The 22,046-nt window shown below is 69.7% G+C and carries 22 protein-coding genes and 1 pseudogene; 2 read left to right on the top strand and 21 right to left on the bottom strand.

Features of this window, described 5'->3' with window-relative positions:
• Positions 1 to 14: 14 nt before the first annotated feature.
• The 13 genes from NS354_RS01295 to prmC form a co-directional block, all read right to left on the bottom strand.
• A complete protein-coding gene (locus tag NS354_RS01295) occupies positions 15 to 815 on the bottom strand; it encodes a YaaA family protein (protein WP_058592818.1) in 801 nt (266 codons plus the stop codon).
• 82 nt (positions 816 to 897) lie between these two features.
• Positions 898 to 1,155 carry a F0F1 ATP synthase subunit epsilon gene (locus NS354_RS01290; protein ID WP_010157568.1) on the bottom strand — a complete coding sequence of 86 codons (258 nt, stop codon included), beginning with the start codon at positions 1,153 to 1,155 and terminating at the stop codon, positions 898 to 900.
• A gap of 3 nt (positions 1,156 to 1,158) precedes the next feature.
• Positions 1,159 to 2,619, bottom strand: coding sequence for a F0F1 ATP synthase subunit beta (gene atpD / locus NS354_RS01285; RefSeq protein WP_058592817.1), 1,461 nt, complete (start codon positions 2,617 to 2,619; stop codon positions 1,159 to 1,161).
• Positions 2,620 to 2,641: 22 nt separating this feature from the next.
• Positions 2,642 to 3,532 (bottom strand): F0F1 ATP synthase subunit gamma, encoded by an 891-nt coding sequence (locus NS354_RS01280; RefSeq protein ID WP_010157570.1) that lies wholly within the window; start codon positions 3,530 to 3,532, stop codon positions 2,642 to 2,644.
• Positions 3,533 to 3,610: 78 nt separating this feature from the next.
• Complete coding sequence (atpA, locus tag NS354_RS01275) at positions 3,611 to 5,239, bottom strand: F0F1 ATP synthase subunit alpha (RefSeq protein WP_058592816.1); 1,629 nt, start codon at positions 5,237 to 5,239, stop codon at positions 3,611 to 3,613.
• Between the two features lie 54 nt (positions 5,240 to 5,293).
• Entirely contained in the window at positions 5,294 to 6,070 is a 777-nt protein-coding gene (locus NS354_RS01270) for a F0F1 ATP synthase subunit delta (protein WP_058592815.1), read from the bottom strand.
• Entirely contained in the window at positions 6,070 to 6,621 is a 552-nt protein-coding gene (locus NS354_RS01265; protein ID WP_010157573.1) for a F0F1 ATP synthase subunit B, read from the bottom strand. The genes NS354_RS01270 and NS354_RS01265 overlap by 1 nt, the downstream gene beginning before the upstream one ends.
• Before the next feature lie 39 nt (positions 6,622 to 6,660).
• The gene (atpE, locus tag NS354_RS01260; protein ID WP_010157574.1) at positions 6,661 to 6,888 is read right to left on the bottom strand and encodes an ATP synthase F0 subunit C; all 228 of its coding nucleotides are present in this window, start codon (positions 6,886 to 6,888) and stop codon (positions 6,661 to 6,663) included.
• A gap of 51 nt (positions 6,889 to 6,939) precedes the next feature.
• Positions 6,940 to 7,743, bottom strand: coding sequence for a F0F1 ATP synthase subunit A (gene atpB / locus NS354_RS01255; RefSeq protein WP_058592814.1), 804 nt, complete (start codon positions 7,741 to 7,743; stop codon positions 6,940 to 6,942).
• A 179-nt stretch (positions 7,744 to 7,922) separates the two neighbouring features.
• Positions 7,923 to 8,393: a hypothetical protein gene (locus NS354_RS01250; RefSeq protein WP_058592813.1), complete on the bottom strand. Its 471-nt coding sequence runs from the start codon at positions 8,391 to 8,393 to the stop codon at positions 7,923 to 7,925.
• Positions 8,386 to 9,594 carry an MraY family glycosyltransferase gene (locus tag NS354_RS01245; RefSeq protein WP_153002067.1) on the bottom strand — a complete coding sequence of 403 codons (1,209 nt, stop codon included), beginning with the start codon at positions 9,592 to 9,594 and terminating at the stop codon, positions 8,386 to 8,388. Before NS354_RS01245 ends, NS354_RS01250 begins: the two co-directional genes overlap by 8 nt.
• A 1-nt stretch (position 9,595) precedes the next feature.
• Positions 9,596 to 10,261, bottom strand: a complete 666-nt coding sequence (locus NS354_RS01240; protein ID WP_058592812.1) for an L-threonylcarbamoyladenylate synthase — start codon at positions 10,259 to 10,261, stop codon at positions 9,596 to 9,598.
• Between the two features lie 53 nt (positions 10,262 to 10,314).
• The gene (prmC, locus tag NS354_RS01235; RefSeq protein WP_058592811.1) at positions 10,315 to 11,220 is read right to left on the bottom strand and encodes a peptide chain release factor N(5)-glutamine methyltransferase; all 906 of its coding nucleotides are present in this window, start codon (positions 11,218 to 11,220) and stop codon (positions 10,315 to 10,317) included.
• A 185-nt stretch (positions 11,221 to 11,405) separates the two neighbouring features.
• On the opposite strand from prmC, the gene cysK reads away from it, so the two are divergent.
• Together cysK and epsC are read left to right on the top strand one after the other, a co-directional pair.
• Complete coding sequence (gene cysK, locus NS354_RS01230) at positions 11,406 to 12,341, top strand: cysteine synthase A (protein ID WP_058592810.1); 936 nt, start codon at positions 11,406 to 11,408, stop codon at positions 12,339 to 12,341.
• A gap of 37 nt (positions 12,342 to 12,378) precedes the next feature.
• Positions 12,379 to 12,945, top strand: a complete 567-nt coding sequence (gene epsC, locus NS354_RS01225) for a serine O-acetyltransferase EpsC (protein ID WP_058592809.1) — start codon at positions 12,379 to 12,381, stop codon at positions 12,943 to 12,945.
• 96 nt (positions 12,946 to 13,041) lie between these two features.
• On the opposite strand, the gene NS354_RS01220 is transcribed toward epsC, so the two are convergent.
• The 8 genes and pseudogenes from NS354_RS01220 to NS354_RS01190 all read right to left on the bottom strand — a co-directional run bounded on the left by NS354_RS01220 (position 13,042) and on the right by NS354_RS01190 (position 22,015).
• On the bottom strand, positions 13,042 to 14,433 hold the full coding sequence (locus tag NS354_RS01220) for an MFS transporter (protein ID WP_058592808.1): 1,392 nt from the start codon (positions 14,431 to 14,433) through the stop codon (positions 13,042 to 13,044).
• A gap of 48 nt (positions 14,434 to 14,481) precedes the next feature.
• On the bottom strand, positions 14,482 to 15,021 hold the full coding sequence (locus NS354_RS01215) for a GNAT family N-acetyltransferase (protein ID WP_058592807.1): 540 nt from the start codon (positions 15,019 to 15,021) through the stop codon (positions 14,482 to 14,484).
• Positions 15,022 to 15,158: 137 nt separating this feature from the next.
• Positions 15,159 to 15,665 (bottom strand): endonuclease domain-containing protein, encoded by a 507-nt coding sequence (locus NS354_RS13755; RefSeq protein WP_241490290.1) that lies wholly within the window; start codon positions 15,663 to 15,665, stop codon positions 15,159 to 15,161.
• 250 nt (positions 15,666 to 15,915) lie between these two features.
• Positions 15,916 to 15,993 (bottom strand): annotated as a pseudogene (locus NS354_RS13915) (hypothetical protein); the annotation flags it as partial.
• Positions 15,994 to 16,209: 216 nt separating this feature from the next.
• Entirely contained in the window at positions 16,210 to 17,283 is a 1,074-nt protein-coding gene (prfA, locus tag NS354_RS01205) for a peptide chain release factor 1 (protein WP_058592806.1), read from the bottom strand.
• A 99-nt stretch (positions 17,284 to 17,382) separates the two neighbouring features.
• Complete coding sequence (locus NS354_RS01200) at positions 17,383 to 19,590, bottom strand: transcription termination factor Rho (RefSeq protein WP_058592805.1); 2,208 nt, start codon at positions 19,588 to 19,590, stop codon at positions 17,383 to 17,385.
• 152 nt (positions 19,591 to 19,742) lie between these two features.
• The gene (thrB, locus tag NS354_RS01195) at positions 19,743 to 20,699 is read right to left on the bottom strand and encodes a homoserine kinase (RefSeq protein ID WP_058592804.1); all 957 of its coding nucleotides are present in this window, start codon (positions 20,697 to 20,699) and stop codon (positions 19,743 to 19,745) included.
• Entirely contained in the window at positions 20,696 to 22,015 is a 1,320-nt protein-coding gene (locus NS354_RS01190) for a homoserine dehydrogenase (protein ID WP_058592803.1), read from the bottom strand. Before NS354_RS01190 ends, thrB begins: the two co-directional genes overlap by 4 nt.
• Positions 22,016 to 22,046 lie beyond the last annotated feature (31 nt).

Below are 22,046 nucleotides of genomic sequence, written 5' to 3'. Positions count from 1 at the left end.
ACACCCGAGCCATATTACCCTGCATCTGACGAGCGCGACGTCGCGCCTCCCGGGGCACCGAGTGCAGTGACAAGGGTGACCACCCGGCTCTCGGGGTCGGCGTGCAGTTCGAGGCCCGTCGCCGCACCCCACTCCAGGAGCGCACCGACGTCTCCGAATGCAGCCTGCGCCTGCGCGAGCCGGCGCACGAGGTCCCCCTTCGCGGCCTTGTTGAAGTGATTGAGTGCGCGCACCTCGCCATCGGAGCCGCGCTGAGCGACGTGGACGAACCAGCCGGTGCCGGCCGGGAGCGGCGCAAGCGCGGCGTAGTCCTGCGAGCGCAGATCGAGCACCATTCCGCGGCCCTCCGCCCAGGGAGTCGCGGCGTGCGCCGCGCTCCAGACGCGCTTCAGGGGCGCGCCGAGCTCGGGCAGGCGGGAGCTCGCCGAAAGTCGATAGGCGGGTATCCCGTCGCCGGCGCCGATCATTCCGAAGAGGGCCGACTGCACGGCGACGTGGGCGTCGACCCATTCGCGGGCGGCCGCATCCAGCGTCTGCGCGTCGAGCGCGTCGTACAGCACCCCCGTGTACCGTTCGATGGCCGGCCGCACACCGCTCTCGCCGAGGCGCAGGTTGTGCGCCAGCTCGCCCCGGTTCTTGACGCCGAGCTTCAAGGTCTTCGCCGCCGCCTCCTCGTCGCCGCTCAACGCTTCGAGCGCCCGTCGCACCCGGCCCCGGCTCTCGGCGAGCTCTGCTGAGAAGCGCAGCCGCTCGGGGTCGAACGCCCCGGAGCCGCCGGCGCGCTTCGTCTCGGAGGGAGGGAGGAGGATGAGCATGGCTGCCTCTCGGAGCTGGTCAGACGAAAGGCCGATCGACGCTCCCGGAGGAGCGCGACCGGCCTTTCGCGACTGCGGTGGACTACGCGACGGTGGCGCGGCCCGCGACGATGGTGATGGTGTCGTGGTCGACGGACAGGAACCCGTCCTCCGCCTCGACGGCGACCTTCTCGCCCCCGGCCGTGGTCACGCGGACCTCGCCCTTCGCGAGCAGCGCGAGCAAGGGCTCGTGGCCGCTGAGGATGCCGATCTCGCCTTCGACCGTCTTCGCGACGACCTGGGAGGCCTCACCCGCCCAGACCTGCCGCTCGGCCGAGACGACGCTCACGTTCAGCGCCATCGGTTAGGCCAGATCCTTCTGCATCTTCGCCCAGTTCTCCTCGACGTCGCTGATGCCGCCGACGTTGAAGAACGCCTGCTCGGCGACGTGGTCGAACTCGCCCTTGGCGATCGCATCGAACGACTCGATGGTCTCCTTGAGCGGCACCGTCGATCCCTCGACACCGGTGAACTTCTTCGCCATGTAGGTGTTCTGCGAGAGGAACTGCTGGATGCGACGTGCGCGCGACACGGTGATCTTGTCCTCTTCGGAGAGCTCGTCGACACCGAGGATCGCGATGATCTCCTGGAGCTCCTTGTTCTTCTGCAGGATCGCCTTCACCGTCGTCGCCACGCGGTAGTGGTCCTCGCCCAAGTAGCGGGGGTCGAGGATGCGCGAGGTCGAGGTCAGCGGATCGATCGCGGGGTAGAGGCCCTTCGATGCGATCTCGCGCGACAGCTCCGTCGTCGCATCGAGGTGCGCGAAGGTGGTGGCCGGAGCAGGGTCGGTGTAGTCGTCCGCGGGGACGTAGATCGCCTGCAGCGAGGTGATCGAGTGTCCGCGGGTCGAGGTGATGCGCTCCTGGAGCACACCCATCTCGTCGGCGAGGTTCGGCTGGTAGCCCACAGCGGAGGGCATGCGGCCGAGCAGCGTCGACACCTCGGAACCGGCCTGCGTGAAGCGGAAGATGTTGTCGATGAAGAGCAGCACGTCCTGCTTCTGCACATCGCGGAAGTACTCCGCCATGGTCAGCGCCGACAGGGCGACGCGGAGACGGGTTCCCGGCGGCTCGTCCATCTGGCCGAACACGAGCGCGGTCTTGTCGAACACGCCCGCCTCCTCCATCTCATGGATGAGGTCGTTGCCCTCACGGGTGCGCTCGCCGACGCCGGCGAACACCGAGACGCCGCCGTGATCCTGGGCCACGCGCTGGATCATCTCCTGGATGAGCACGGTCTTGCCCACACCGGCGCCGCCGAACAGGCCGATCTTGCCGCCCTGCACGTAGGGGGTGAGGAGGTCGATCGACTTGATGCCGGTCTCGAAGAGCTCCGTCTTCGACTCGAGCTGGTCGAAGGACGGCGGCGTGCGGTGGATGCCCCAGCGCTCCGTGACCTCGATGCTCTCGCCCTCGGGCAGGTTGAGCACGTTGCCGGCAACGTCGAAGACCTTGCCCTTGGTGATGTCGCCGACCGGCACGCTGATGGGGCCGGCCGTGTCGAACACCTCCTGGCCGCGGACGAGGCCGTCCGTCGGCTTCAGTGCGATCGCGCGGACGAGGTTGTCACCCAGGTGCTGGGCGACCTCGAGCACGAGCTTCGACGAAGCGGTGCCATCGCCGAAGTCGACGCTCGTCTCGAGAGCGTTGTAGACGTCGGGAATCGCATCGTGGGGGAACTCGATGTCGACGACGGGGCCGGTGACTCGAGCGATCCGCCCGACAACCTTGGTGGCCTCAGTCGCCACTGCGGCGGTTTCGGTCATGATTCTCTCTCTTCGTGCTGGATTAACCGGACAGCGCGTCAGCGCCGCCCACGATCTCGGAAATCTGCTGGGTGATCTCCGCCTGGCGCGCGTTGTTCGCGAGGCGGGTGTAATCCCGGATCAGCGAGTCGGCGTTATCACTTGCGGACTTCATCGCCTTCTGCGTCGCTGCGTGCTTCGCCGCAGCCGACTCGAGCATGGCGTTGTACACGCGGGACTCGATGTATGCGGGGAGCAGGCGGTCGAGCACGGTATCGGCGTCCGGCTCGAACTCGTACAGCGACTCCGGGGCGTCGGTCGCCTCGGCCACGCCCTCGACGATCTGCAGGGGCAGCAGCCGGTGCACCTGCGGCACCTGGCTGACCATGCTGATCAGACGGTTGTAGACGAGGTGGATCTCCTGAGCGCCGCCCTCGGCCGCGGGGCGCCCGAAGATTTCGAGCAGCGACTCGGCGACTTCGCTCCCCGTCTCGAACGTCGGGTTCTCGGTATCGCCCGTCCAGACCCGCTCGGAGGGACGGCGGCGGAACGAGAAGTACCCCTGGGCCTTGCGGCCGATCAGGTAGTACACGACGTCCTTGCCCTCGCTGCGGAGCAGCTCGCTGAGCTCCTCCGCCTCGCGCAGCACCTGCGAGTTGAAGGCGCCCGCGAGGCCGCGATCCGAGGTGAAGATGACGACCGCGGCGCGCTCGACCTTCTCAGCCTCGGTCAGCAGCGGGTGATCGGAATTCGAGTGCGTGGCGACGGCGGATACCGCGCGCGTGATCGCGGTCGTGTACGGCGTCGATGCTTCGACGCGCGCCTTCGCCTTCTGGATGCGAGATGCCGCGATCAGCTCCATCGCACGGGTGATCTTCTTGGTCGTCTGGGCAGAACGAATCTTCTGCCGGTAGACCCGAAGTTGCGCTCCCATGTCTCTCCTGTAGTGGTTGGGGCTGGCTGGTGATCAAGGTTCGGGACGGGCGGGGGCGCGGCCCCCGCCCGGAGGTCCCTACTTCTTGGAGACGACCAGCTGCTCCTGCTGAATCTCGGCTTCGTCGATCGCGTCGAACTGCTCGCTCAGGCTCTGCCCGCTCGACGTGCGGAACTCGCCCGTGAACTTGCCGATCTGGCGCTCGAGCTCGGCGACGATCGCGTCATCGAGGACGTTGGTCTCGCGGAGGGTGCTCAGCACCTCGGAGTTGCGGCCGAGGTAGTCGAGGAACTCGCGCTCGAAGCGGAGGATGTCCTCCACCGGCACGTCGTCCATGAAGCCCTTGGTGCCGGCCCAGATCGAGACCGTCTGCTCCTCCACCGGGTACGGCGTGTACTGCGGCTGCTTGAGCAGCTCGGTGAGGCGCGCGCCGCGTGCGAGCTGCTTGCGGCTGGTCGCGTCGAGGTCGGAGGCGAACATCGCGAACGCCTCGAGCGCACGGTACTGCGCGAGCTCGAGCTTCAACGTGCCCGAGACCTTCTTGATCGACTTCACCTGCGCATCGCCGCCGACGCGCGACACCGAGATGCCCACGTCCACAGCGGGACGCTGGTTGGAGTTGAAGAGGTCCGACTGCAGGAAGATCTGGCCGTCGGTGATCGAGATCACGTTGGTCGGGATGTACGCCGAGACGTCGTTCGCCTTGGTCTCGATGATCGGCAGGCCGGTCATCGAACCCGCGCCGAGCTCGTCGGAGAGCTTCGCGCACCGCTCGAGCAGACGGGAGTGCAGGTAGAAGACGTCACCCGGGTAGGCCTCGCGCCCCGGCGGACGGCGCAGCAGGAGCGACACGGCGCGGTAGGCCTCGGCCTGCTTCGACAGGTCGTCGAAGATCACGAGCACGTGCTTGCCCGCGTACATCCAGTGCTGGCCGATCGCCGAGCCGGTGTACGGAGCGAGGTACTTGTAGCCCGCGGGATCGGATGCCGGCGAAGCCACGATGGTCGTGTACTCCATGGCGCCGGCGTCTTCGAGCGCGCCCTTCACCGAGGCGATGGTCGAGCCCTTCTGGCCGATCGCGACGTAGATGCAGCGCACCTGCTTCGTGACGTCGCCCGACTCCCAGTTGGCCTTCTGATTGATGATCGTGTCGATCGCGATCGCCGTCTTGCCGGTCTGGCGGTCGCCGATGATGAGCTGACGCTGGCCGCGGCCGACGGGGATCATGGCATCGATCGCCTTGATGCCGGTCTGCAGCGGCTCGTGCACCGACTTGCGCTGCATGACGCCGGGGGCCTGCAGTTCGAGTGCACGGCGGCCCTCGATCGCGGTGATCTCGCCGAGGCCGTCGATCGGCTTGCCGAGGGGGTCGACCACGCGGCCGAGGTAGCCCTCGCCGACGGGCACGGAGAGGACCTCACCGGTGCGAGTGACCTGCTGGCCCTCTTCGATGCCGGTGAACTCGCCGAGCACGACGACGCCGATCTCGTTCTCCTCCAGGTTCTGCGCGAGCCCGAGGGTTCCGTCGCCGAAGCGAATCAGTTCATTCGCCATCACGCCCGGGAGGCCCTCGACGTGCGCGATGCCGTCAGCGGCGTCGACGACCGTGCCGACCTCGGTCTTGCCAGCCTCGGTCGGCTCGTACGACGCTGCGAAGTCCTTCAGCGCGTTACGGATCTCGTCCGGGCTGATTGAGAGTTCTGCCATTTCGTTTCCTCTGTCTGTTCCGGAAGCGCCGCCCCCGGGGGTGAAAAGTTGTCGCTATGCAGCGAGCTGCTGTCGGAGATCGGCGAGTCGCGCGCGAACGCTGCCGTCGATGACGTCATCGGCGATCTGCACCCGGATGCCGCCGACCAGTGCCGGATCGACGACGGTCGTGATGCGCACGGGGCGCCCCGCCGACCGTTCGAGTGCGCGTGCCAGACGCTGCTGCTGCTCCGCCGTGAGCGGCGCCGCAACGGTCACCGTTGCGAGCTCGCTTCCGGCCTCATCCGCCGCGAGGCGCGCGGCCTGACGCAGAGTCGCATCGAGGCGACGCCCGCGAGGGCTAGCGACGAGATGCGAGAGGACCGCCAGAGCCGAAGCCGACGTCTTCCCCTGGAAGAGGCGCTGCACGAGGGCGAGCTTGCCGGCGGGTTCCGCCAGCTTGCTGCCGAGACTGAGTTGCAGTTCATGGTTGCGGTCGATCACATCGACCACGGCGAGGAGCTCGTCCGAGAGTGCCGCATTGGCGGCTCCCTCGGCGCGGATCCCGAGCTCTTCGACACCCGAGACGAACTCGGCGACATTCGACCACCGGGCCTGAACGGCGGCGGTGAGTACGGAGCGCGCGCCAGCGGAGAGACCGCTGAAGAGTCGCTCGACCAGCTGCGACTTCGCCTGAGCCGGAGCCGAGGCGTCGCCGAGCGCCGCTGCGAGCGCGGGGCTCTCAGCGATCCGACGCGCCGCCTGGAGCAGCTCGCCGCCGACGTTCGTGTCGAGACCCGACCCGAGCGCGGAGCGCGCCTGGGCCAGTGCTTCGCGTGACGCGCTTCCCATTACTGAGCCGCCTTCTCGGATGCTTCGAGGTCGGCCAGGAAGCGGTCGACGAGCGCCGATGCCTTCTGGTCGTCGGTGAGCGATGCGCCGACGACGCTCGAGGCGAGGTCGATCGCGAGCGAGCCGACATCCTTGCGGAGCGAGACGACCGCGCTCTGGCGCTCGGCTTCGATCTGCGCCTGCGCGGCGTGGGTGATGCGCGCCTGCTCGGTCACCGCATCCTCCTTGGCCTTCGCGACGATCTTGTTCGCGTCGAGGCGTGCGGACTCGCGGATCTCGCCGGCTTCCTGACGGGCGCTGGCGAGCTGAGCGGTGTACTCCTGGAGCGCGGCCTCGGCCTTCGCCTGAGCCTCGTCGGCCTTGGCGATGTTGCCCTCGATCGCCTCTGCGCGAGCATCCAGCATCGTCTGCATCTTGGGAAGGAAGACCTTCCAGAACGCGACGAGGATGATGGCGAAGACGACCGCAGACCACACGATGTCGTACGTTGCGGGGAGAAGCGGATTGAGGTTCGCGCCCTCCTCCGCTGCAACGAAGACTGCGTTATTCATCGAGCCTCCCTTTCGAGACTAGGGAAAGGTGAAAGCGGCTTACGCAGCGAAGATGAACGGCGTCGCGATCGCGATGAACGCGAGCGCCTCGGTGAACGCGATGCCGATCCACATGAGGACCTGGAGGCGGCCGGCGAGCTCGGGCTGGCGGGCGACACCCTCGATGGTCTTGCCGACGACGATACCCACGCCGATGGCGGGGCCGATAGCAGCGAGGCCGTAACCGACGGTTGCGATGTTGCCCGAGATTTCAGCGAGAACAGACACGGTATGTGTTTCCTTCCGTATGTGAGCGCGGCGGTTGCCGAACCCGATTGGTTAGTGCTCTTCAGCCAGCGCGAGCTGGATGTAGACGGCGGTGAGAAGTGCGAAGACGTAGGCCTGCAGTACGGCGACGAGGATCTCGAAGATCGTGAACGCCGCGCCGAATGCGAACGTGCCGACGCCGAAGAGCTTGAAGAAGCCCTCGCCCGAGAAGAGGAAGAACTGGGTCGCTGCGAAGAGGAGCACCAGGAGGAGGTGGCCCACCAGCATGTTCATGAGCAGTCGCAGGGTGAGGGTCACCGGGCGGATGATGAACGTCGACACGAACTCGATCGGCGTGACGATGATGTAGATGGCCTTCGGCACGCCCGACGGGAAGAGGGCGTTCTTGAAGAAGTTGCCCGGGCTCTTCTTGATGCCGGCGTAGATGAACGTGACGTACGAGACGACCGCGAGGGTCAGCGGGAAGCCGATGACCGAGCTCGCCGCGATATTCAGACCCGGGATGATGCCCGTGATGTTGAACGCCAGCACGGTGAAGAAGATGGCGGTCAGGATCGGCAGGAAGCGCCGACCGTCCTTCTTGCCGAGCAGGTCCTCCGCGATGTTGACGCGCACGAAGTCGAGCGCCATCTCGGCGAGCGACTGCCCGCGCGTCGGGATGACGCGCATGCGGCGGGTGCCGAGCCAGAAGAGGAGGAGCAGCACCACCATCATGAGGACGCGGATGATCATGATCCGGTTCATGGCGAACGGCGTGCCCTCGAAGAGCACGATGTCGGGGAAGAACTCGGCCATCGTCGGCGCGTGGAATTCACCCTCTTCGGCCGCGAAAAGAACGGGGGCCACGAGGTGCATAGCGTTAGCGAACAGCGCCATTCTCCTGACTTCGGTGCGGCCTGCAGCCTGCACGGTGTCGAACGGTGGTCGTGCCCCCGGGGCGGCGGTGGCACAGCGCAACCAGCCCAGCAGGGAACACAGGTGAGTCTATCAACCTTTCCGCCCCAGAAGAAACTCGGAGTGGCGTGGTCACAGGTTCACGGGCGCGAGCGCTCCGAGATGATCGGGATGCGCGAGCGGGAGATGACGACGACGTCGAGCACGAGCGAGGCGAACACGCTCGCGATCACCCCGAAGAACAGCACGCGCGTATCGAGCCACTCCGCGTCGCGCAGCAGCACCACCGCGACGATGAAGACGATGAACTTGAAGACCCAGCTGCCGAGCACGATGCCGAAGAAGGCCGTGATGTAGAAGTCTCGCTCGATGAAGCGGTTCGCGAAGGCGATGCTGCCGACGGTCATCATGAGGAAGAGACCGCCGAGCGCCGTGCCGATCATGCCGCCCCAGAGGCCGGGCTGCCCGGAGACGAGGAAGCCGATGACCGCGAACGCCGCGATCAGCCCCGCTGTGACCACGAGCCCCCAGCGGAGCGCGCGGAGGAGCACGGGCTGGGAGGTCGGCATCGGGCGAGGGTCGGTCTCGTTCGGCTGCGCGAGATCACTCACTCTGGGATCCTTTCGGCGGCGCAGACTCGGCGAGCGCATCGACGCCGGCGGCGTCGGCTCGGGTGCGCCGTCCCGTCAACGGTATCAAGCCCCGCCGTGCCGCGGCTGCACGCACGCGCTGCGCGGGGAGGACGAGGAGCGCGAACGTCGCCGCTCCCCCGAGCACGAGCACCACGACGGGCAGCACGAAGCTCTGCGTCGTGAACACGAGCAGCACCGCCACCGAGAGCACCGCCGTGCCGGCGTAGAAGATGCAGACCGCCTGGAGCGGCGAATGCCCCATGTCGAGGAGGCGATGGTGCAGGTGGAGGCGATCCGCCGTGAACGGGCTCTTGCCGGCCCGCAGCCGCCGGGCGACGGCCAGGGAGAAATCGGCGAGCGGCAGGGCGAGCACCGCGATCGGGAGGATGATCGGGATGTAGCTCGCGAGCACCAGTTTCTGGTCGAGCGAGGCGGGGTTCAACTGCCCCGTCACCGACACGGTCGACGTGGCCATCATCAGCCCGACGAGCAGCGCGCCGGTATCGCCCATGAACATGCGCGCACGATGCCAGTTGAACGGCAGGAACCCCGCGCAGATGGCGACGACGACGATCGCGATGAGGCTCGCGAGCACCACCGAGTCGACCCTCCCGATCTGATCGTCGAGCAGGCGCGTGTAGATGAAGAACAGCGAATTGGCGATGATCGCCACGCCCGCGACGAGCCCGTCGAGCCCGTCGACGAAGTTGACCGCGTTCATCACCAGCGTCATCAGGAAGACCGTCAGCACGAAGTTGACGACGGGCGATCCGATGATGAGGGTGTCTCCGAAGGGCAGCGAGACGATCTGGATGCCGCTCCAGGCGAGCAGGCCCGAGGCGACGAGCTGAGCCGCCAGCTTGATCATCCAGTCGAGATCGAGCAGGTCGTCGAGCACCCCGACCACGGCGATGATGGCGCAGGCGCCGAGCAGCGCCCAGATCTGGTCGCGCTGCTCGAAGAGGGAGGCGAACTCGCTCTGCGTGCCGGCGACGGCGAAGGCCGCCAGAATGCCCATGAACATCGCGACGCCCCCGAGCCGCGGCGTGGGGGCGCTGTGCACGTCGCGGGCGCGCACCTCGGGGGCGAGACGGAAGCGGCGACTCAAGCGCAGCACCCCCCAGGAGGCGAGCGCAGTGACGAGAGCCGCGACCGCGACCACCGTCACGTAGGCCAGCACGCTACTCCCCGAACACGACCTGCGGCAGCAGTTCCGCGATCAGCTCCCGCGAGACTCCCCCCTCGCGAAGGATGCGGAGCTCGCCGCCCTCCTCCGTGAGGCGGGTGGCGTCGACGATGGTCGACGCGACGCCGTCTCCGGCCGCCGGTCCGGCCTCGAGGTAGACCGAGACGGAGTCGCCCAGCATGCCCCGGGCCTCCGCAGCGGTGCGCGCCGCGGGCTCGCCCGTGAGATTCGCCGAGGACACCGCGAGCGGCCCCGTCTCGCGCAGCAGTTCGAGCGCCAGCGGCTGATGCGGGATTCGGAGCGCGACCGTGCCGCCCGTCTCGCCGAGATCCCAGCTGAGGAGCGGGTTCGCCTGCGTGATGATCGTGAGCGCGCCGGGCCAGAACGCGTCGGCGAGCGCCCGCACGGGGGCGACGACCTCGGCCGCGAGCGCAGCCAGCGTGTCCACGTTCGGGATCAGGACCGGCGGAGGCGACTGACGGCCGCGGCCCTTCGCGTCGAGGAGGCGCTGCACGGCCTCCGGGGTGAACGCGTCGGCCGCGACGCCGTACACGGTGTCCGTCGGCATGACGATCAGCTCGCCCCGGCCGATCGCCTGCCGCGCGGTGCGCGTGCCGGCGAGCAGTTGCGAACTGTCGGAGCAATCGAAGAACTCGGCCATAGCTCGCCAGTCTACTCCCGTCGGCTCGACGAGCGCGGGACCGCAGGCATCCGTCAGCGCAGCGCCGTCGTGACCCGGTCCCGCCCCGTGAGGTCGGGGTGCGTGGCGGCCGCGCGCCACCCGTCGGCGGTCAGCACCTCCCGGATCGCCCGGCCCTGCGACTCCGCATGCTCGATCACGACGGCGCCGCCCGGAACGAGGAGCTCGCGCGCGGAGCGGCTGATGCTGCGCACGACGTCGAGCCCGTCGACTCCCCCGTAGAGCGCGAGCTGCGGGTCGTGGTCGCGCACCTCGGGATCGCGCGGCACCATGCCGCTCGGCACATACGGAGGATTCGAGACGACCACGTGCACGCGGCCGACGAGCGGCCCGAGCTCGGGGATCGCCGAGAGCGCAGTCGCATCGCCCGCAACCAGAGCGACACGGCCGTCGCCCCACTCCGCGATATTGCGCTCCGCCCACGCACGAGCCTCGGCGCTCAACTCCACAGCCCAGACGCGCGCGCTCGGCACCTCGTGCGCCAGCGCCAGCGCCAGTGCACCGCTTCCCGTGCACAGATCCACGGCGAGCGGCTCGGGATCGGGCACCGACTGCAGCGCGTCGATGGCGAACTGGGCCACGATCTCCGTCTCCGGGCGGGGCACGAAGACGCCCGGGCCCACCGCGAGCTCGATCGACCGGAACGGCGCGCGGCCGGTGAGGTGCTGCAGCGGGATGCGCCGGGCGCGCTCCTCGGCGAGCTCGCGCACGGCCGCGACGGCCTCGGGCGCGAGCGGTTCGCGCATCACCGCGAGCGCCTGCACGCGCCCGCGCGTCACTCCGAGCACGTGGGCGAGGAGCAGCTCCGCATCGGTCGCGGGATCCGCGACGCCCCCGTCGTCGAGCCGCTGCCGCACCTCGCCGAGCAGCGCATCGGTCCGCGGGTTCTGGGTCGGCTCGCGGCCGGGTTCGTCGTGCATACCCTTACCCTTCCACACCCGACGCCCACCCTGCGCCGGCGAGCGCGGCGGCGGCGGGGTGCGCCGTCACACCGCGACATCCTGCATAACATCTGCGAACGCGACCGATAACTGATCGATATAGTTGAGGAGGCCTCGACGCCCCACCGGCGTGCGACGATTCGATCCCAGGAGGATGCAGCACCATGGCACGGACCTACGACAACATCACCCAGGCATTCGGCAACACGCCCCTCGTCCGCCTGAACCGCGTCACCGAGAACGCGGGCGCCGAGGTGCTCGCGAAGCTCGAGTTCTACAACCCCGCCGGATCCGTGAAGGATCGCATCGGCATCGCCATCATCGACGCCGCGGAGCAGTCGGGCGACCTGCAGCCCGGCGGCACCATCGTCGAGGGCACGAGCGGCAACACCGGCATCGCCCTCGCCTTCGTCGGCGCGGCGCGCGGGTACCGCGTTATCCTCACCATGCCCGAGACGATGAGCATCGAGCGCCGCAAGATGCTGCGCGCCTACGGCGCCGAGATCGTGCTCACCGAGGGCCCGCTCGGCATGAAGGGCGCGGTCGCCAAGGCGGAGGAGATCGCCGCGAGCACCCCCGGAGCCGTGCTCGCCAAGCAGTTCGCCAACCCGGCGAACCCGGCGATCCACCGCGCCACCACCGGCCCCGAGGTGTGGAACGACACCGACGGGAAGATCGACATCTTCGTCGCGGGCATCGGCACCGGCGGCACGATCACGGGCGCCGGAGGGTACCTCAAGGAGCAGAACCCCGACATCCGGGTCGTCGCGGTCGAGCCCATTGACTCCCCGCTCCTCACCGAGGGCACCGCGGGCCCGCACAAGATCCAGGGCCTCGGCGCGAACTTCGTGCCCCCGATCCTCGACCGCGAGGTGTACGACGAGGTCGTCGACGTCACCCTCGCCGACTCCATCGCCACGGCGCGCGCACTCGGCACCGACGAGGGCATTCTCGCCGGCATCTCGGGCGGCTCCGCAGTGTGGGCGGCCACCCAGGTCGCCCGCCGCCCGGAGAACGCCGGGAAGAAGATCGTCGTCGTCGTTCCCGACTTCGGCGAGCGCTACTTCTCGACGGTGCTCTTCGAAGACCTCAACTCCTGACCGCGGCCCCGCGAAGGCCGCCGACGCACCGCACCGCATGAGCGTGTTCTCCCGCATCCGCGAAGACATCTCCGCAGCACGCGCGCACGATCCCGCAGCGCGCAGTGCCGCGGAGGTGTTCTTCGTGTACTCGGGGTTGCACGCCGTGTGGTGGCACCGCGTCTCGCACGCGATGTGGAAGCGGGGGCTGCGCTTCCTGCCGCGCGCCATCGCCCAGCTCTCGCGATTCTGCTCGGGCATCGAGATCCATCCCGGCGCCACCATCGGCCGCCGCCTCTTCATCGACCACGGCATGGGCGTCGTCATCGGCGAGACCGCCGTCATCGGCGACGACGTGCTCATCTACCACGGCGTCACCCTGGGCGGCACGGGCCACGACCGCGGAAAACGGCACCCCACCGTCGGCGACCGGGTCGTCATCGGAGCCGGCGCGAAACTGCTCGGCAGCATCGACATCGGGCACGACAGCGCGATCGGGTCGAACGCCGTCGTCGTGCGCTCCGCACCCCCCTGGACCACGCTGACCGGGATCCCCGCCAGCGGTCGGCCGCGACGCGGCGCCCCGATCGAGCAGCCCGACATGGCCGACTTCTACGTGATCTGACCGAATCGCGCCCGGCCGCCCCAGCGCAGCGTAGGGCCCTCAGCGCAGCGCGGGGCCCTCAGCGCAGCGCGAGGCCCTCAGCGCAGCGTGCGGCCCTCAGCGCAGCGTGCGGCCGTTGTCCTCCATCCAGCGCTTGGTGCGGCGCTGCTCGACGACGATCATGACGATGCCCAGCACCCAGAAGGGGATCTGCACGGCGAACGCCACCTGGAACGCGTGGAGCGAGTAGTCCTCGGGCGATCCGGCACCCTGCACGTCGAGCACCAGACCGATCAGCAGGATGACGAGCAGCGATGCCGTGAAGCCGCCCGTGTTCACGAGCCCCGTACCGAAGCCCGCGTAGCTCCGCGGCGTGTGCGAACGCGCCACCTCGAAGGCGATCATCGACGCGGGCCCCCCGAGGGGCAGGATCAGCAGCAGCACGAGCACCAGCGCGAGCGGCGGGGTCGCCGGCCACACGATCACCGCCGTCCACACGACCGCGATCGCGACGGTGATACCCAGATTGAACCAGACGCGACGCTCGATGAAGCGCGAGCTCAACGGGCCGAGCACCACGCTCGCGACCATGGACGAGACCACCGTGAGGCTCAGCAGAGCCCGCGCCGCCGCCTCGTCGAGACCGAGACCCCCGACCAGGAACGGTGTGCCCCAGAGCAGCAGGAAGACGTTCGCCGCGAACGGCGACGCGAAGTGCACCCAGTACGCGAGCCGCACGCCCGGCAGCCGCAGCAGTCGGCGCGCCCGGTTCCAGAAGCCGAGCCCGCGCACGCGCACCTCGGAGATCACCGGGATCATCTCCGTCGCCGGCGGCTGCACCGCCGAGAGCGCCGCCGTGCGCGAATCGGCGAACGAGCGGGCGTTCTCCGTGACCCGACCGCGCCTGCCGGTGATGCGCTCGAGCAGCGTGCCCTCCCCCGGTGCGTCGCGCAGCACCACGACGCCGAGGATCACGACGAGCAGCCCGACCGCGGCGAGCCCGAGGAACCCGCCCATCCATCCGGCGCCTCCGACCAGCACCGCCAGCGGCACGACCGAGACGAGCTGACCCGACTGCCCGATCAGGCCCGTCACCTGACTGATCGTCGGCAGCTGCCGCAGCGAGAACCACTCGGGCAGCATCCGCATGACGCTGATGAAGGTGCAGGCGTCGCCCGCCCCCACCAGCACACGCGCGACGATCGCGAGCGACACCTCGGGCACCGTGGCCATCGCCGCCTGCCCGGCGATCATCAACGCACCGCCGATGAGGATCATCGCGCGCGCCCCGATGCGATCGAGCAGCACGCCGACGGGAATCTGCAGCCCCGCGTACACGACCAGCTGAATCACGGGGAACGCCGCCAGCGTCGTCGCGTCGATGCCGAAGTGCTCCTGCGCAGCGGGCCCCAGAGCCGACAGTGACGACCGGTTGATGATCGCCACCGCGTACGAGAGCGCTGCGATTCCCCAGACGACCCAGGGCAGGATCGGACGGGCGGCGCGCATACGACCATGCTACCGCCGGGCGGGCTGACTCAGCCCGGTCACCGATGGTCAGTCGCGCGAGGGCAGGGGCGGGCCGTCGGGGAAGTCGGAGCGGGTGATATCGAGGAACAGGGCGTCCTCGAGTGCGCCACCGGGGCGCACCTGGTAATCGCGGAGCACGCCGATGCGCTTGAACCCGAGCCGCTCGTAGCTGCGGATCGCCCCGTCGTTGTTGACGTTCGGATCGAGGGTGACGCGGCTGATTCCGGCGGCGAACTCCGAGCGGATCGCGAGTGCCAGCGCCTCTTCACCGATGCGGCGGCCCCGGAACTCGGTGCCGATGAAGAGGTGCATCACCGTGGTGGGGTACTCGGGATCCTCGCCGCGCAGCACGAACATCGCGCCGGCGGTGCGCCCCTCGACCTCGATGATGCGGGCGGTCTGGGGGGCGTCGATGAACTCCTCGCGCACCCGCTGCGGGGTGTAACCCACCCACCAGAGCGCGACCTCGGGTTCGCCGAGAATTGCGACGAGGGGATCGAGATCCTCATGCGCGGGGGCGCGGAGGGTGACGAGCGGACCCACGAGCGGCTGTGCGACATCAGACATGCCCTCAGCGTACCGGTACTGGGCGTCGAGCGCCGTCTGTCTCGCCCTGCCTGCGCGCGGGGTGTGCTGGCAGGGGCGCTGGCGGGGTGCGCCTTCGGGGTGCGCCTGCGGGGCACGGGTTCGGTGAGCGCCGTCGGTCAGCGGCGCGCCAGGTGGAGCCCCTGGGCGATGCAATCCATGAGCTGAGATTGCACGCCGGGCCAGTCCTCGACGACCTGCAGGTAGCCGATGCGGATCACGGTGTAGCCTCGGGCGACGAGCAGCGCGTCGAAGGCGTTGTCGGCGTCCCGTTGGCGCCCGGTATGCGATGCGCCGTCGATCTGGAGCACGAGTCGATCTCCGATCAGCAGATCGACGCGATGGCCGAAGAGGTGCGCCTGCGGAAGGAGCCGGATCTTCGTCCACCGCAGGCGCGAGGCCACCAGCGTCTCGAGGCCCGAGTCGACGAACGGTCTCGCCTCGGTCAGCAGACGTCGCGCCGATCCTCGCAGCGGGAGCCGCGACAGCGCCGAGCGGTCGACGAGCCCGCGGTTGAGCGCCGAGTTCCAGACGACGAGCGCCTCTTCGAACGGTTGGCAATCGGCCACGAACTGCAGGACGTTGACCACGGGATCGGCGAGCGTGCCCGGTGGACGGAACTGCAACGGCCTCCCCCAGTGCACGGCGGTGCACGGCGCAACCCCGGGCGCTCGGCCGTGCCGCGCCCGAAGCCGCGACGTGCGTGCGGCCGTCGCTGAGGGTCCACAGCCCGAGGCGCTTCGCCTGCGTGATGCAGGTGAGCACGACGCCGTGCGCGGCTGCTGCGACGAGGTCGGGATCGGCGTCGGGCAGCGCCAGCCAACCGCGACGCGGACGCTCGACCCGCCCATCGCGAACGTCACGGGCGATGCGCGCGTCGCTGACGCCCCGATCCCGCAGCTCACGCGTGCGGGCGACGCCGCCGAGTGATGCGAGCAGAACGAGGACTGACATGCCGCCAGTATGCATGCAGCACGGCCGCTCACGTGGGTCAGGTCGCGCACCTGTGGATCGCGCTGCGCCTCAGCGCATATGCCGGTTCTGTGAGCGGAGACTGCGGCGGCGCTGGGGTGAGAGATTCGGCTTCGGTGAGACTCTTCGGGAGGTATTCGCCTCACCGAAGCCGAATCTCTCACCGAAGCAACGGGGGACGGCGGAAGGCGGAGCTCCCTACTGCCCCAGCTCAGCCAGCCGCGCCTCCTCATCGGCGCGGATGCACGACTCGATGACCGCGTCGAGGGAGCCGTTCATTACCTGATCGAGGTTGTAGGCCTTGTACCCCGTGCGATGGTCGGCGATCCGGTTCTCGGGGAAGTTGTAGGTGCGGATGCGCTCGGAGCGATCCATCGTGCGGATCTGGCTCGATCGATGCGCGCTGGCCTCGGCCGCGGCCTCCTCCTGCTGACGAGCGAGCAGGCGTGCGCGGAGCACGCGCATGGCCGCCTCGCGGTTCTGCAACTGGCTCTTCTCGTTCTGCATCGCGACCACGATGCCCGTCGGGAGGTGGGTGATGCGCACGGCGGAGTCGGTGGTGTTGACGGACTGCCCGCCGGGGCCCGAGGAGCGGTACACGTCGATCTTGAGGTCGTTCTGATTGATGCCGACCTCCTCCGGCTCGTCGACCTCGGGGTACACGAGCACCCCGGTGGTCGACGTGTGGATGCGCCCCTGCGACTCGGTGACGGGCACGCGCTGCACGCGGTGCACGCCGCCCTCGTACTTGAGGTGCGCCCAGGCGCCCTGCGAGGGATCGGAGGCGTTCGCCTTGATGGCCACCTGCACGTTCTTGTACCCGCCGAGATCGCTCTCGTCGGCCTCGATCATCTCGGTCTTCCAGCCCTTCGACTCCGCGTAGTGCAGGTACATGCGCAGCAGGTCGGCGCCGAAGAGCGCGGATTCGGCGCCGCCCTCGCCGCCCTTGATCTCGAGGATCACGTCGCGCGCGTCGTCGGGGTCGCGCGGGATGAGCAGTCGGCGCACACGCTCCTGGGCCTCGGCGAGTCCGGCCTCGAGCACGGGAACCTCTTCGGCGAACGCCTCATCCTCTTTCGCGAGCTCGCGCGCCGCTTCGAGGTCGTCGCCCATCTGCTGCCAGTGCTCGTGCGCAGACTTGATCTTGCTGAGCTCGGCGTACCGCCGATTGACCTTCTTCGCCCGTGATGCGTCGGCGTGCAGCGCGGGATCCGCGAGCTCCTCCTGCAACCGCGCGTGCTCCGCGATCAGCCCTGCGACCTGTTCGAACATGTATCTTCCTTACGTCTCGCGGCGTGACCGCCATCACTCTACCGCCGCATCCGGCGACGACTGAGCCCGCCCCGGAACACCGGGGCGGGCTCGTGCGTGCTAGGACAGGCTGCCGGAGCGCTGCACCTCTGCGAGGAGCGCCGCATTCGTGGCCGTGGAGCGGAGCCGCTCGCGCAGCCGATCGTCGGCGTCGTCCTCGTGGAGTGCCGCGCGCAGCGTCGCCAGGGCCGCGACTTCGTCGGCGCCGAGCATCGACTCCGGATTGCGGGTGCGCGACGCCTCGAAGTCGACCGCTGCGGGAAGCCCGGGCGCCGTCTTCGCGAAGCGCACCTCGCTGTTGACGACGGCGAGCACCTCGCGCAGCAGCAGCTTGTCGGCTGCGACGCCGGTCTTCGACTGCACCGTCGCGATGACGGTCAGCGAACCGCCGTTCTCAACGTTGCGCGCCGACGCGAGCAGTCGCTTGATCTGCGCGAGCGCGAGCTCGTCGATCTCGTCGAGTGCGGGCCGGGTCTGCGCGTGCTGGGCCTGCGCGTAGGCGCGGGCGAACCGGTTCAGCGAGTCGACGAGCACGACGACGTCGTGGCCGAGCTCGACGAGACGCTTCGCCCGATCGATCGCGAGCTCGGCGATGATCGCCTGATCCTCGGCCGCTCGGTCGAAGCTCGCAGCGACGACCTCGCCGCGCACGGAGCGCTGCAGTCGTGTGATCTCCTCGGGCTGCGCGTTCGCGAGCAGCAGCATGAGGTGGGCATCGGGGCGGTTCGCGCTGACGGCCTCTGCGAGCTCGCCGAGCACGGCGCTGCCGTCGAGGTGGGCCGGCACCACCAGTGCGGTGCGCTGACCGAGCCCCGTCGGCGCGACGAGGTCGACGGCGCGGCCGAGCACGTGCTTCTGGTCGGTCTCGAAGCGCAGCCGCTCCTCGGGGTAGGTCGCGGTGAGGTCGGCGATGTCGACGCGCTCCTCAGCCTGCTCGTCGACGGGCCGGCCGTTGACGGTGTCGATCTTGACGATCGCGTTGTACTTCTGGCGGCTGGCTCCGTCGTTGTCGCGGGGCTGCCGGATCGCACCGACGACCGCGTCCCCGCGTCGCAGGCCGTACTTCTTGACCTGCCCGAGTGAGACGTAGACGTCGCTCGTGCCCGGAAGGTAGCCGCTCGTACGGACGAAGGCGTAGTTGTCGAGCACGTCGAGGATGCCCGCGATGGGGAGCAGCACGTCGTCTTCGGTGATCTCGGGCTCGATGTCGTCGCCCTGGCCCCGGCGCTTGCGGTCGCGCTGGCGGGTGCGGCTGGAGCGGCTCGAGTTCTCCCCGTTCTTCGCCTCGCCGTTCTTCTGCGCGTTCTGAGCGCCGCTGCCGTTCTGGCCGCGCTGCTTGCCCTCGTCTTCGGTCGCCTCGGCCTGCTCGTTCGCGTCGGCGCTCTCGTTCTTCTGATTGCGGCCCCGCCCGCGGCGACCACGACCCGAACGCTCGCCGTCGCCGTTCTCCGACTTCTCGGCGCGATCCGAACGATCGCCGCGCTCCATCTTCTCGCCGCGCTCCGACTTCTCGCCGCGCTCCTGCTCCGAGCGCTCCGAGCGCTCCGACTGCTCCTGCTCGCCGCGCTCCGACTGCTCGGAGTTCCGGGCGCTGCGCGTCGCGTCGCTCGCCGCACCCGCGGGTGCTTCGGGCTGCGCGGCATCAGTCGCTGCGGCTTCCGGCGCTGCAGCTGACGCGTCGTCAGCCTTCGACGCCGCCGATGCCGACGTGGCGCGGCGGCTGCGGGTGCGCTTCGCGGGCGCCTCGGGCTCCGCCGCGGCAGCGGTCGAGTCGCTCGACTGCGCGGGGGCTGCGGCCGAGGCGGCCTCGGCGGCCACGGGCGCCTCGGATGCGGCGTCGCTCGCCGGCTCGGCGGGCGTCTCGACCTTCTTGCGGCTGCGCGTCGCGCGCTTCTTCGGCGCGGCCACGGGCTGCTCGTCGGACTCGGTCGAGCCCGCATCGGCGGGGGCCGATGCGGCGTCGCCCGACGCCTCGTCGGCAGCGGCTTCGACCTTCTTGCGGCTGCGGGTCGCGCGCTTCTTCGGCGCTGCGGCCGCGGGAGCCTCATCGGCGGCCGGGGCCTGGGCGGCGGCCTGCGCGGCATCCGCAGCGGGCGCGGCGGACGCCTCGGCGGCCGGAGCCTCGGCGGCGGGGGCCTCAGCCGCCCGTGCCGACTCCGGGGCTGCCGCACCGGCGGCCGCGCTCACCCGGCGCGAGGCGCGGCGACGCGGCGGCGCGGCGGCTTCCTCGGCTGCGGGAGTGGTGTTGTCTTCGACGTTGGATTCCACGTTCTTCCTCTCGGAACGCCGTCGGGACTGCGCGCGCAGAAGGGCGCGCATTCCCGCGGTGATGCACGTTCGTGCTTCGGGATCACCGTGCGATGTGTTCACGGTGCGATAAAGGCCCACGTTCCCGCATGAGCGGACATCGACGGGCGAGACTAGAGCGTCGCTCCCGCAGGGGCCGTCTCCACTGTAGCACCCTTGGTATCGACGGCCAGGGTGAGCACGCGCCAGTCGGGATGGTGCTCGGCGACGTAGTCCGCCGCCTGCATGCGGTCGAGCGGGCCGTTCGAGAGCACCAGCACGGAGGGCCCGGCGCCCGAGACCACGGCGGCATGGCCGGCGGATCGCAGCGCTCCGATCAGGTCGCGCGTCGCCGGCATCGCGGCGCCCCGGTAGTTCTGGTGCAGGCGATCCTCGGTCGCTTCGAGCAGCAGCTCGGGGCTCTGCGTGAGCGCGGCGATGAGGAGCGCGGAGCGGGAGACGTTGAACACGGCGTCCTCGTGCGGCACCTGCTTCGGCTGCAGGCTTCGGGCGAGCTCCGTCGACATGGTGAAGCTCGGCACCAGCACCAGCGGCGCCACCCCGCGGTGCACCATGAGGCGTTTGAAGCGGGGCCCCTGCTCGGTGGTCCAGGCGATCGTCAGCCCGCCGAAGAGCGCGGGGGCGACGTTGTCGGGGTGCCCTTCGAGTTCGGTGGCGAAGGCGAGGAGCTGCTCCTCGGTCAGCACCACCGGATCCTGCGGGTCGCTCTCGAGGAGCCCCGCCGCGATCATTACTCCGGCGACGATTGCGGAGCCGGAGGATCCCATGCCGCGCCCGTGCGGGATGCGGTTGGTCGCCGAGATCTCGATGCCCGGCATCTCCCGCCCCAGCTGCGCGAACACGTGCGCGGCGGAGCGCACGACGAGATTGGTCTCGTCGGTCGGCACCTCCCCCGCGCCGACCCCGGAGACGTGCACGGTCGCCCCGGGCGCGTCGCGCACGACGACCGAGAGCTCGTCTCCGTAGGCGAGGGCGATGCCGAGCGTGTCGAACCCGGGCCCGAGATTCGCGCTGGTCGCCGGGACGCGCACCTGCACGGTGCGGCCGACGCCGCCCGCGGCGGCGCTCACGCCTGGCCCTCGAGCCGCAGCACGCTGGTGACGGCTGTGACGACGTCGGCGGCGCGCAGCGCCTCGACGGTGGCGGCGAGATCGGCCTCGCGGGCGCGGTGCGTGCCGATGACGAGCGCGGCGCTCGGCTCCCCGCCCGCGGCCGCCCCGGCGACCGTCTGCTCGACGCTGGCCGCCGATACGCCGCGCTCGGCGAGAATGCCGGCGATGCTCGCGAGCACGCCGGGCTGGTCGCGCACCTCGAGCATGATCTGGTAGGCCGTCGTCACCTCGCCGACGGGCAGGATCGGGAGCTCGGCGTGGAGCGATCCCGGGATGCCCGGGCCGCCGACCACGTGCCGCCGCGCCGCCGAGACGAGATCGCCCAGCACCGCCGACGCGGTTTCGGCGCCGCCGGCCCCCGCGCCGTAGAACATGAGCTCGCCGGCCGCCTCAGCCTCGACGAACACGGCGTTCTTGCCCTCGTGCACCGCCGCGAGGGGGTGATCGCGGCGGATGAGGGCCGGGTACACGCGCGCCGAGACGCCGTGCGTGCCGTCCGCGGCCTGCAGCCGCTCGGCGATGGCGAGCAGCTTGATGACGTAGCCGGCGCTCTTGGCGGCATCGATCTGCTCGGCGGTGATCTGCGTGATGCCCTCGCGGTGCACCGCGTCGACCGGCACTTCGGTGTGGAAGGCGATGCTCGCGAGGATGGTCGCCTTCTGAGCGGCGTCGTACCCCTCGACGTCGAGCGTGGGGTCGGCTTCGAGGAACCCGAGTTCGCTCGCCACGCGCGACGCGTCCTCGGCACTGTCGCCGAACCGGTCCATGCGATCCAGGATGTAGTTGGTCGACCCGTTCACGATGCCGAGCACGCGGGTGATGTGGTCGCCCGCCAGGCTCTCGCGGAGGGGGCGCAGGATCGGGATCGCGGCGGCGACGGCGGCCTCGTAGGAGAGCTGGGCGCCGACCTGCTCGGCGGCCTCGGAGAGCTCCGGGCCGTGGGCGGCGATGAGCGCCTTGTTCGCGGTGACCACGTCGGCTCCGCCCTGCAGCGCCTGCGTGATGAGGGTGCGCGCGGGCTCGATGCCGCCCATGAGCTCGATGACGATGTCGGAGCCCTGCACGAGACGCTCGGCGTCGGTGGTGAAGAGCTCTCGAGGCAGCTCGACGTCGCGGGGCGCGTCGACGTCGCGCACGGCGATCCCGGCGAGCGTGAGTCGCGCTCCGATGCGCGCCGCGAGCTCGTCGCCGTGTGCGAGGATCAGCCGGGCCACCTGAGCACCGACCGAGCCGCAGCCCAGCAGTCCGATGCGGAGGTCGCGGTATCCATTCATGTTCGTCTCCTTGGTGGTGCGTCGTGTTCGA

Origin of the sequence: Leucobacter chromiiresistens, assembly GCF_001477055.1 — a bacterium.
Classification (GTDB): Bacteria; Actinomycetota; Actinomycetes; order Actinomycetales; family Microbacteriaceae; genus Leucobacter; species Leucobacter chromiiresistens_A.
The sequence above is the reverse complement of the archived record's forward strand: the minus strand, read 5'-3'. Positions and strand labels throughout refer to the sequence as shown.

Excerpts from the sequence above, each read along its gene's own strand:
- NS354_RS01295 (WP_058592818.1), bottom strand. The coding sequence starts at position 815 with ATGCTCATCCTCCTCCCTCCCTCCGAGACGAAGCGCGCCGGCGGCTCC.
- NS354_RS01290 (WP_010157568.1), bottom strand. The coding sequence starts at position 1,155 with ATGGCGCTGAACGTGAGCGTCGTCTCGGCCGAGCGGCAGGTCTGGGCG.
- atpD (WP_058592817.1), bottom strand. The coding sequence starts at position 2,619 with ATGACCGAAACCGCCGCAGTGGCGACTGAGGCCACCAAGGTTGTCGGG.
- NS354_RS01280 (WP_010157570.1), bottom strand. The coding sequence starts at position 3,532 with ATGGGAGCGCAACTTCGGGTCTACCGGCAGAAGATTCGTTCTGCCCAG.
- atpA (WP_058592816.1), bottom strand. The coding sequence starts at position 5,239 with ATGGCAGAACTCTCAATCAGCCCGGACGAGATCCGTAACGCGCTGAAG.
- NS354_RS01270 (WP_058592815.1), bottom strand. The coding sequence starts at position 6,070 with ATGGGAAGCGCGTCACGCGAAGCACTGGCCCAGGCGCGCTCCGCGCTC.
- NS354_RS01265 (WP_010157573.1), bottom strand. The coding sequence starts at position 6,621 with ATGAATAACGCAGTCTTCGTTGCAGCGGAGGAGGGCGCGAACCTCAAT.
- atpB (WP_058592814.1), bottom strand. The coding sequence starts at position 7,743 with ATGCACCTCGTGGCCCCCGTTCTTTTCGCGGCCGAAGAGGGTGAATTC.
- NS354_RS01240 (WP_058592812.1), bottom strand. The coding sequence starts at position 10,261 with ATGGCCGAGTTCTTCGATTGCTCCGACAGTTCGCAACTGCTCGCCGGC.
- prmC (WP_058592811.1), bottom strand. The coding sequence starts at position 11,220 with ATGCACGACGAACCCGGCCGCGAGCCGACCCAGAACCCGCGGACCGAT.
- cysK (WP_058592810.1), top strand. The coding sequence starts at position 11,406 with ATGGCACGGACCTACGACAACATCACCCAGGCATTCGGCAACACGCCC.
- epsC (WP_058592809.1), top strand. The coding sequence starts at position 12,379 with ATGAGCGTGTTCTCCCGCATCCGCGAAGACATCTCCGCAGCACGCGCG.
- NS354_RS01220 (WP_058592808.1), bottom strand. The coding sequence starts at position 14,433 with ATGCGCGCCGCCCGTCCGATCCTGCCCTGGGTCGTCTGGGGAATCGCA.
- NS354_RS01215 (WP_058592807.1), bottom strand. The coding sequence starts at position 15,021 with ATGTCTGATGTCGCACAGCCGCTCGTGGGTCCGCTCGTCACCCTCCGC.
- prfA (WP_058592806.1), bottom strand. The coding sequence starts at position 17,283 with ATGTTCGAACAGGTCGCAGGGCTGATCGCGGAGCACGCGCGGTTGCAG.
- NS354_RS01190 (WP_058592803.1), bottom strand. The coding sequence starts at position 22,015 with ATGAATGGATACCGCGACCTCCGCATCGGACTGCTGGGCTGCGGCTCG.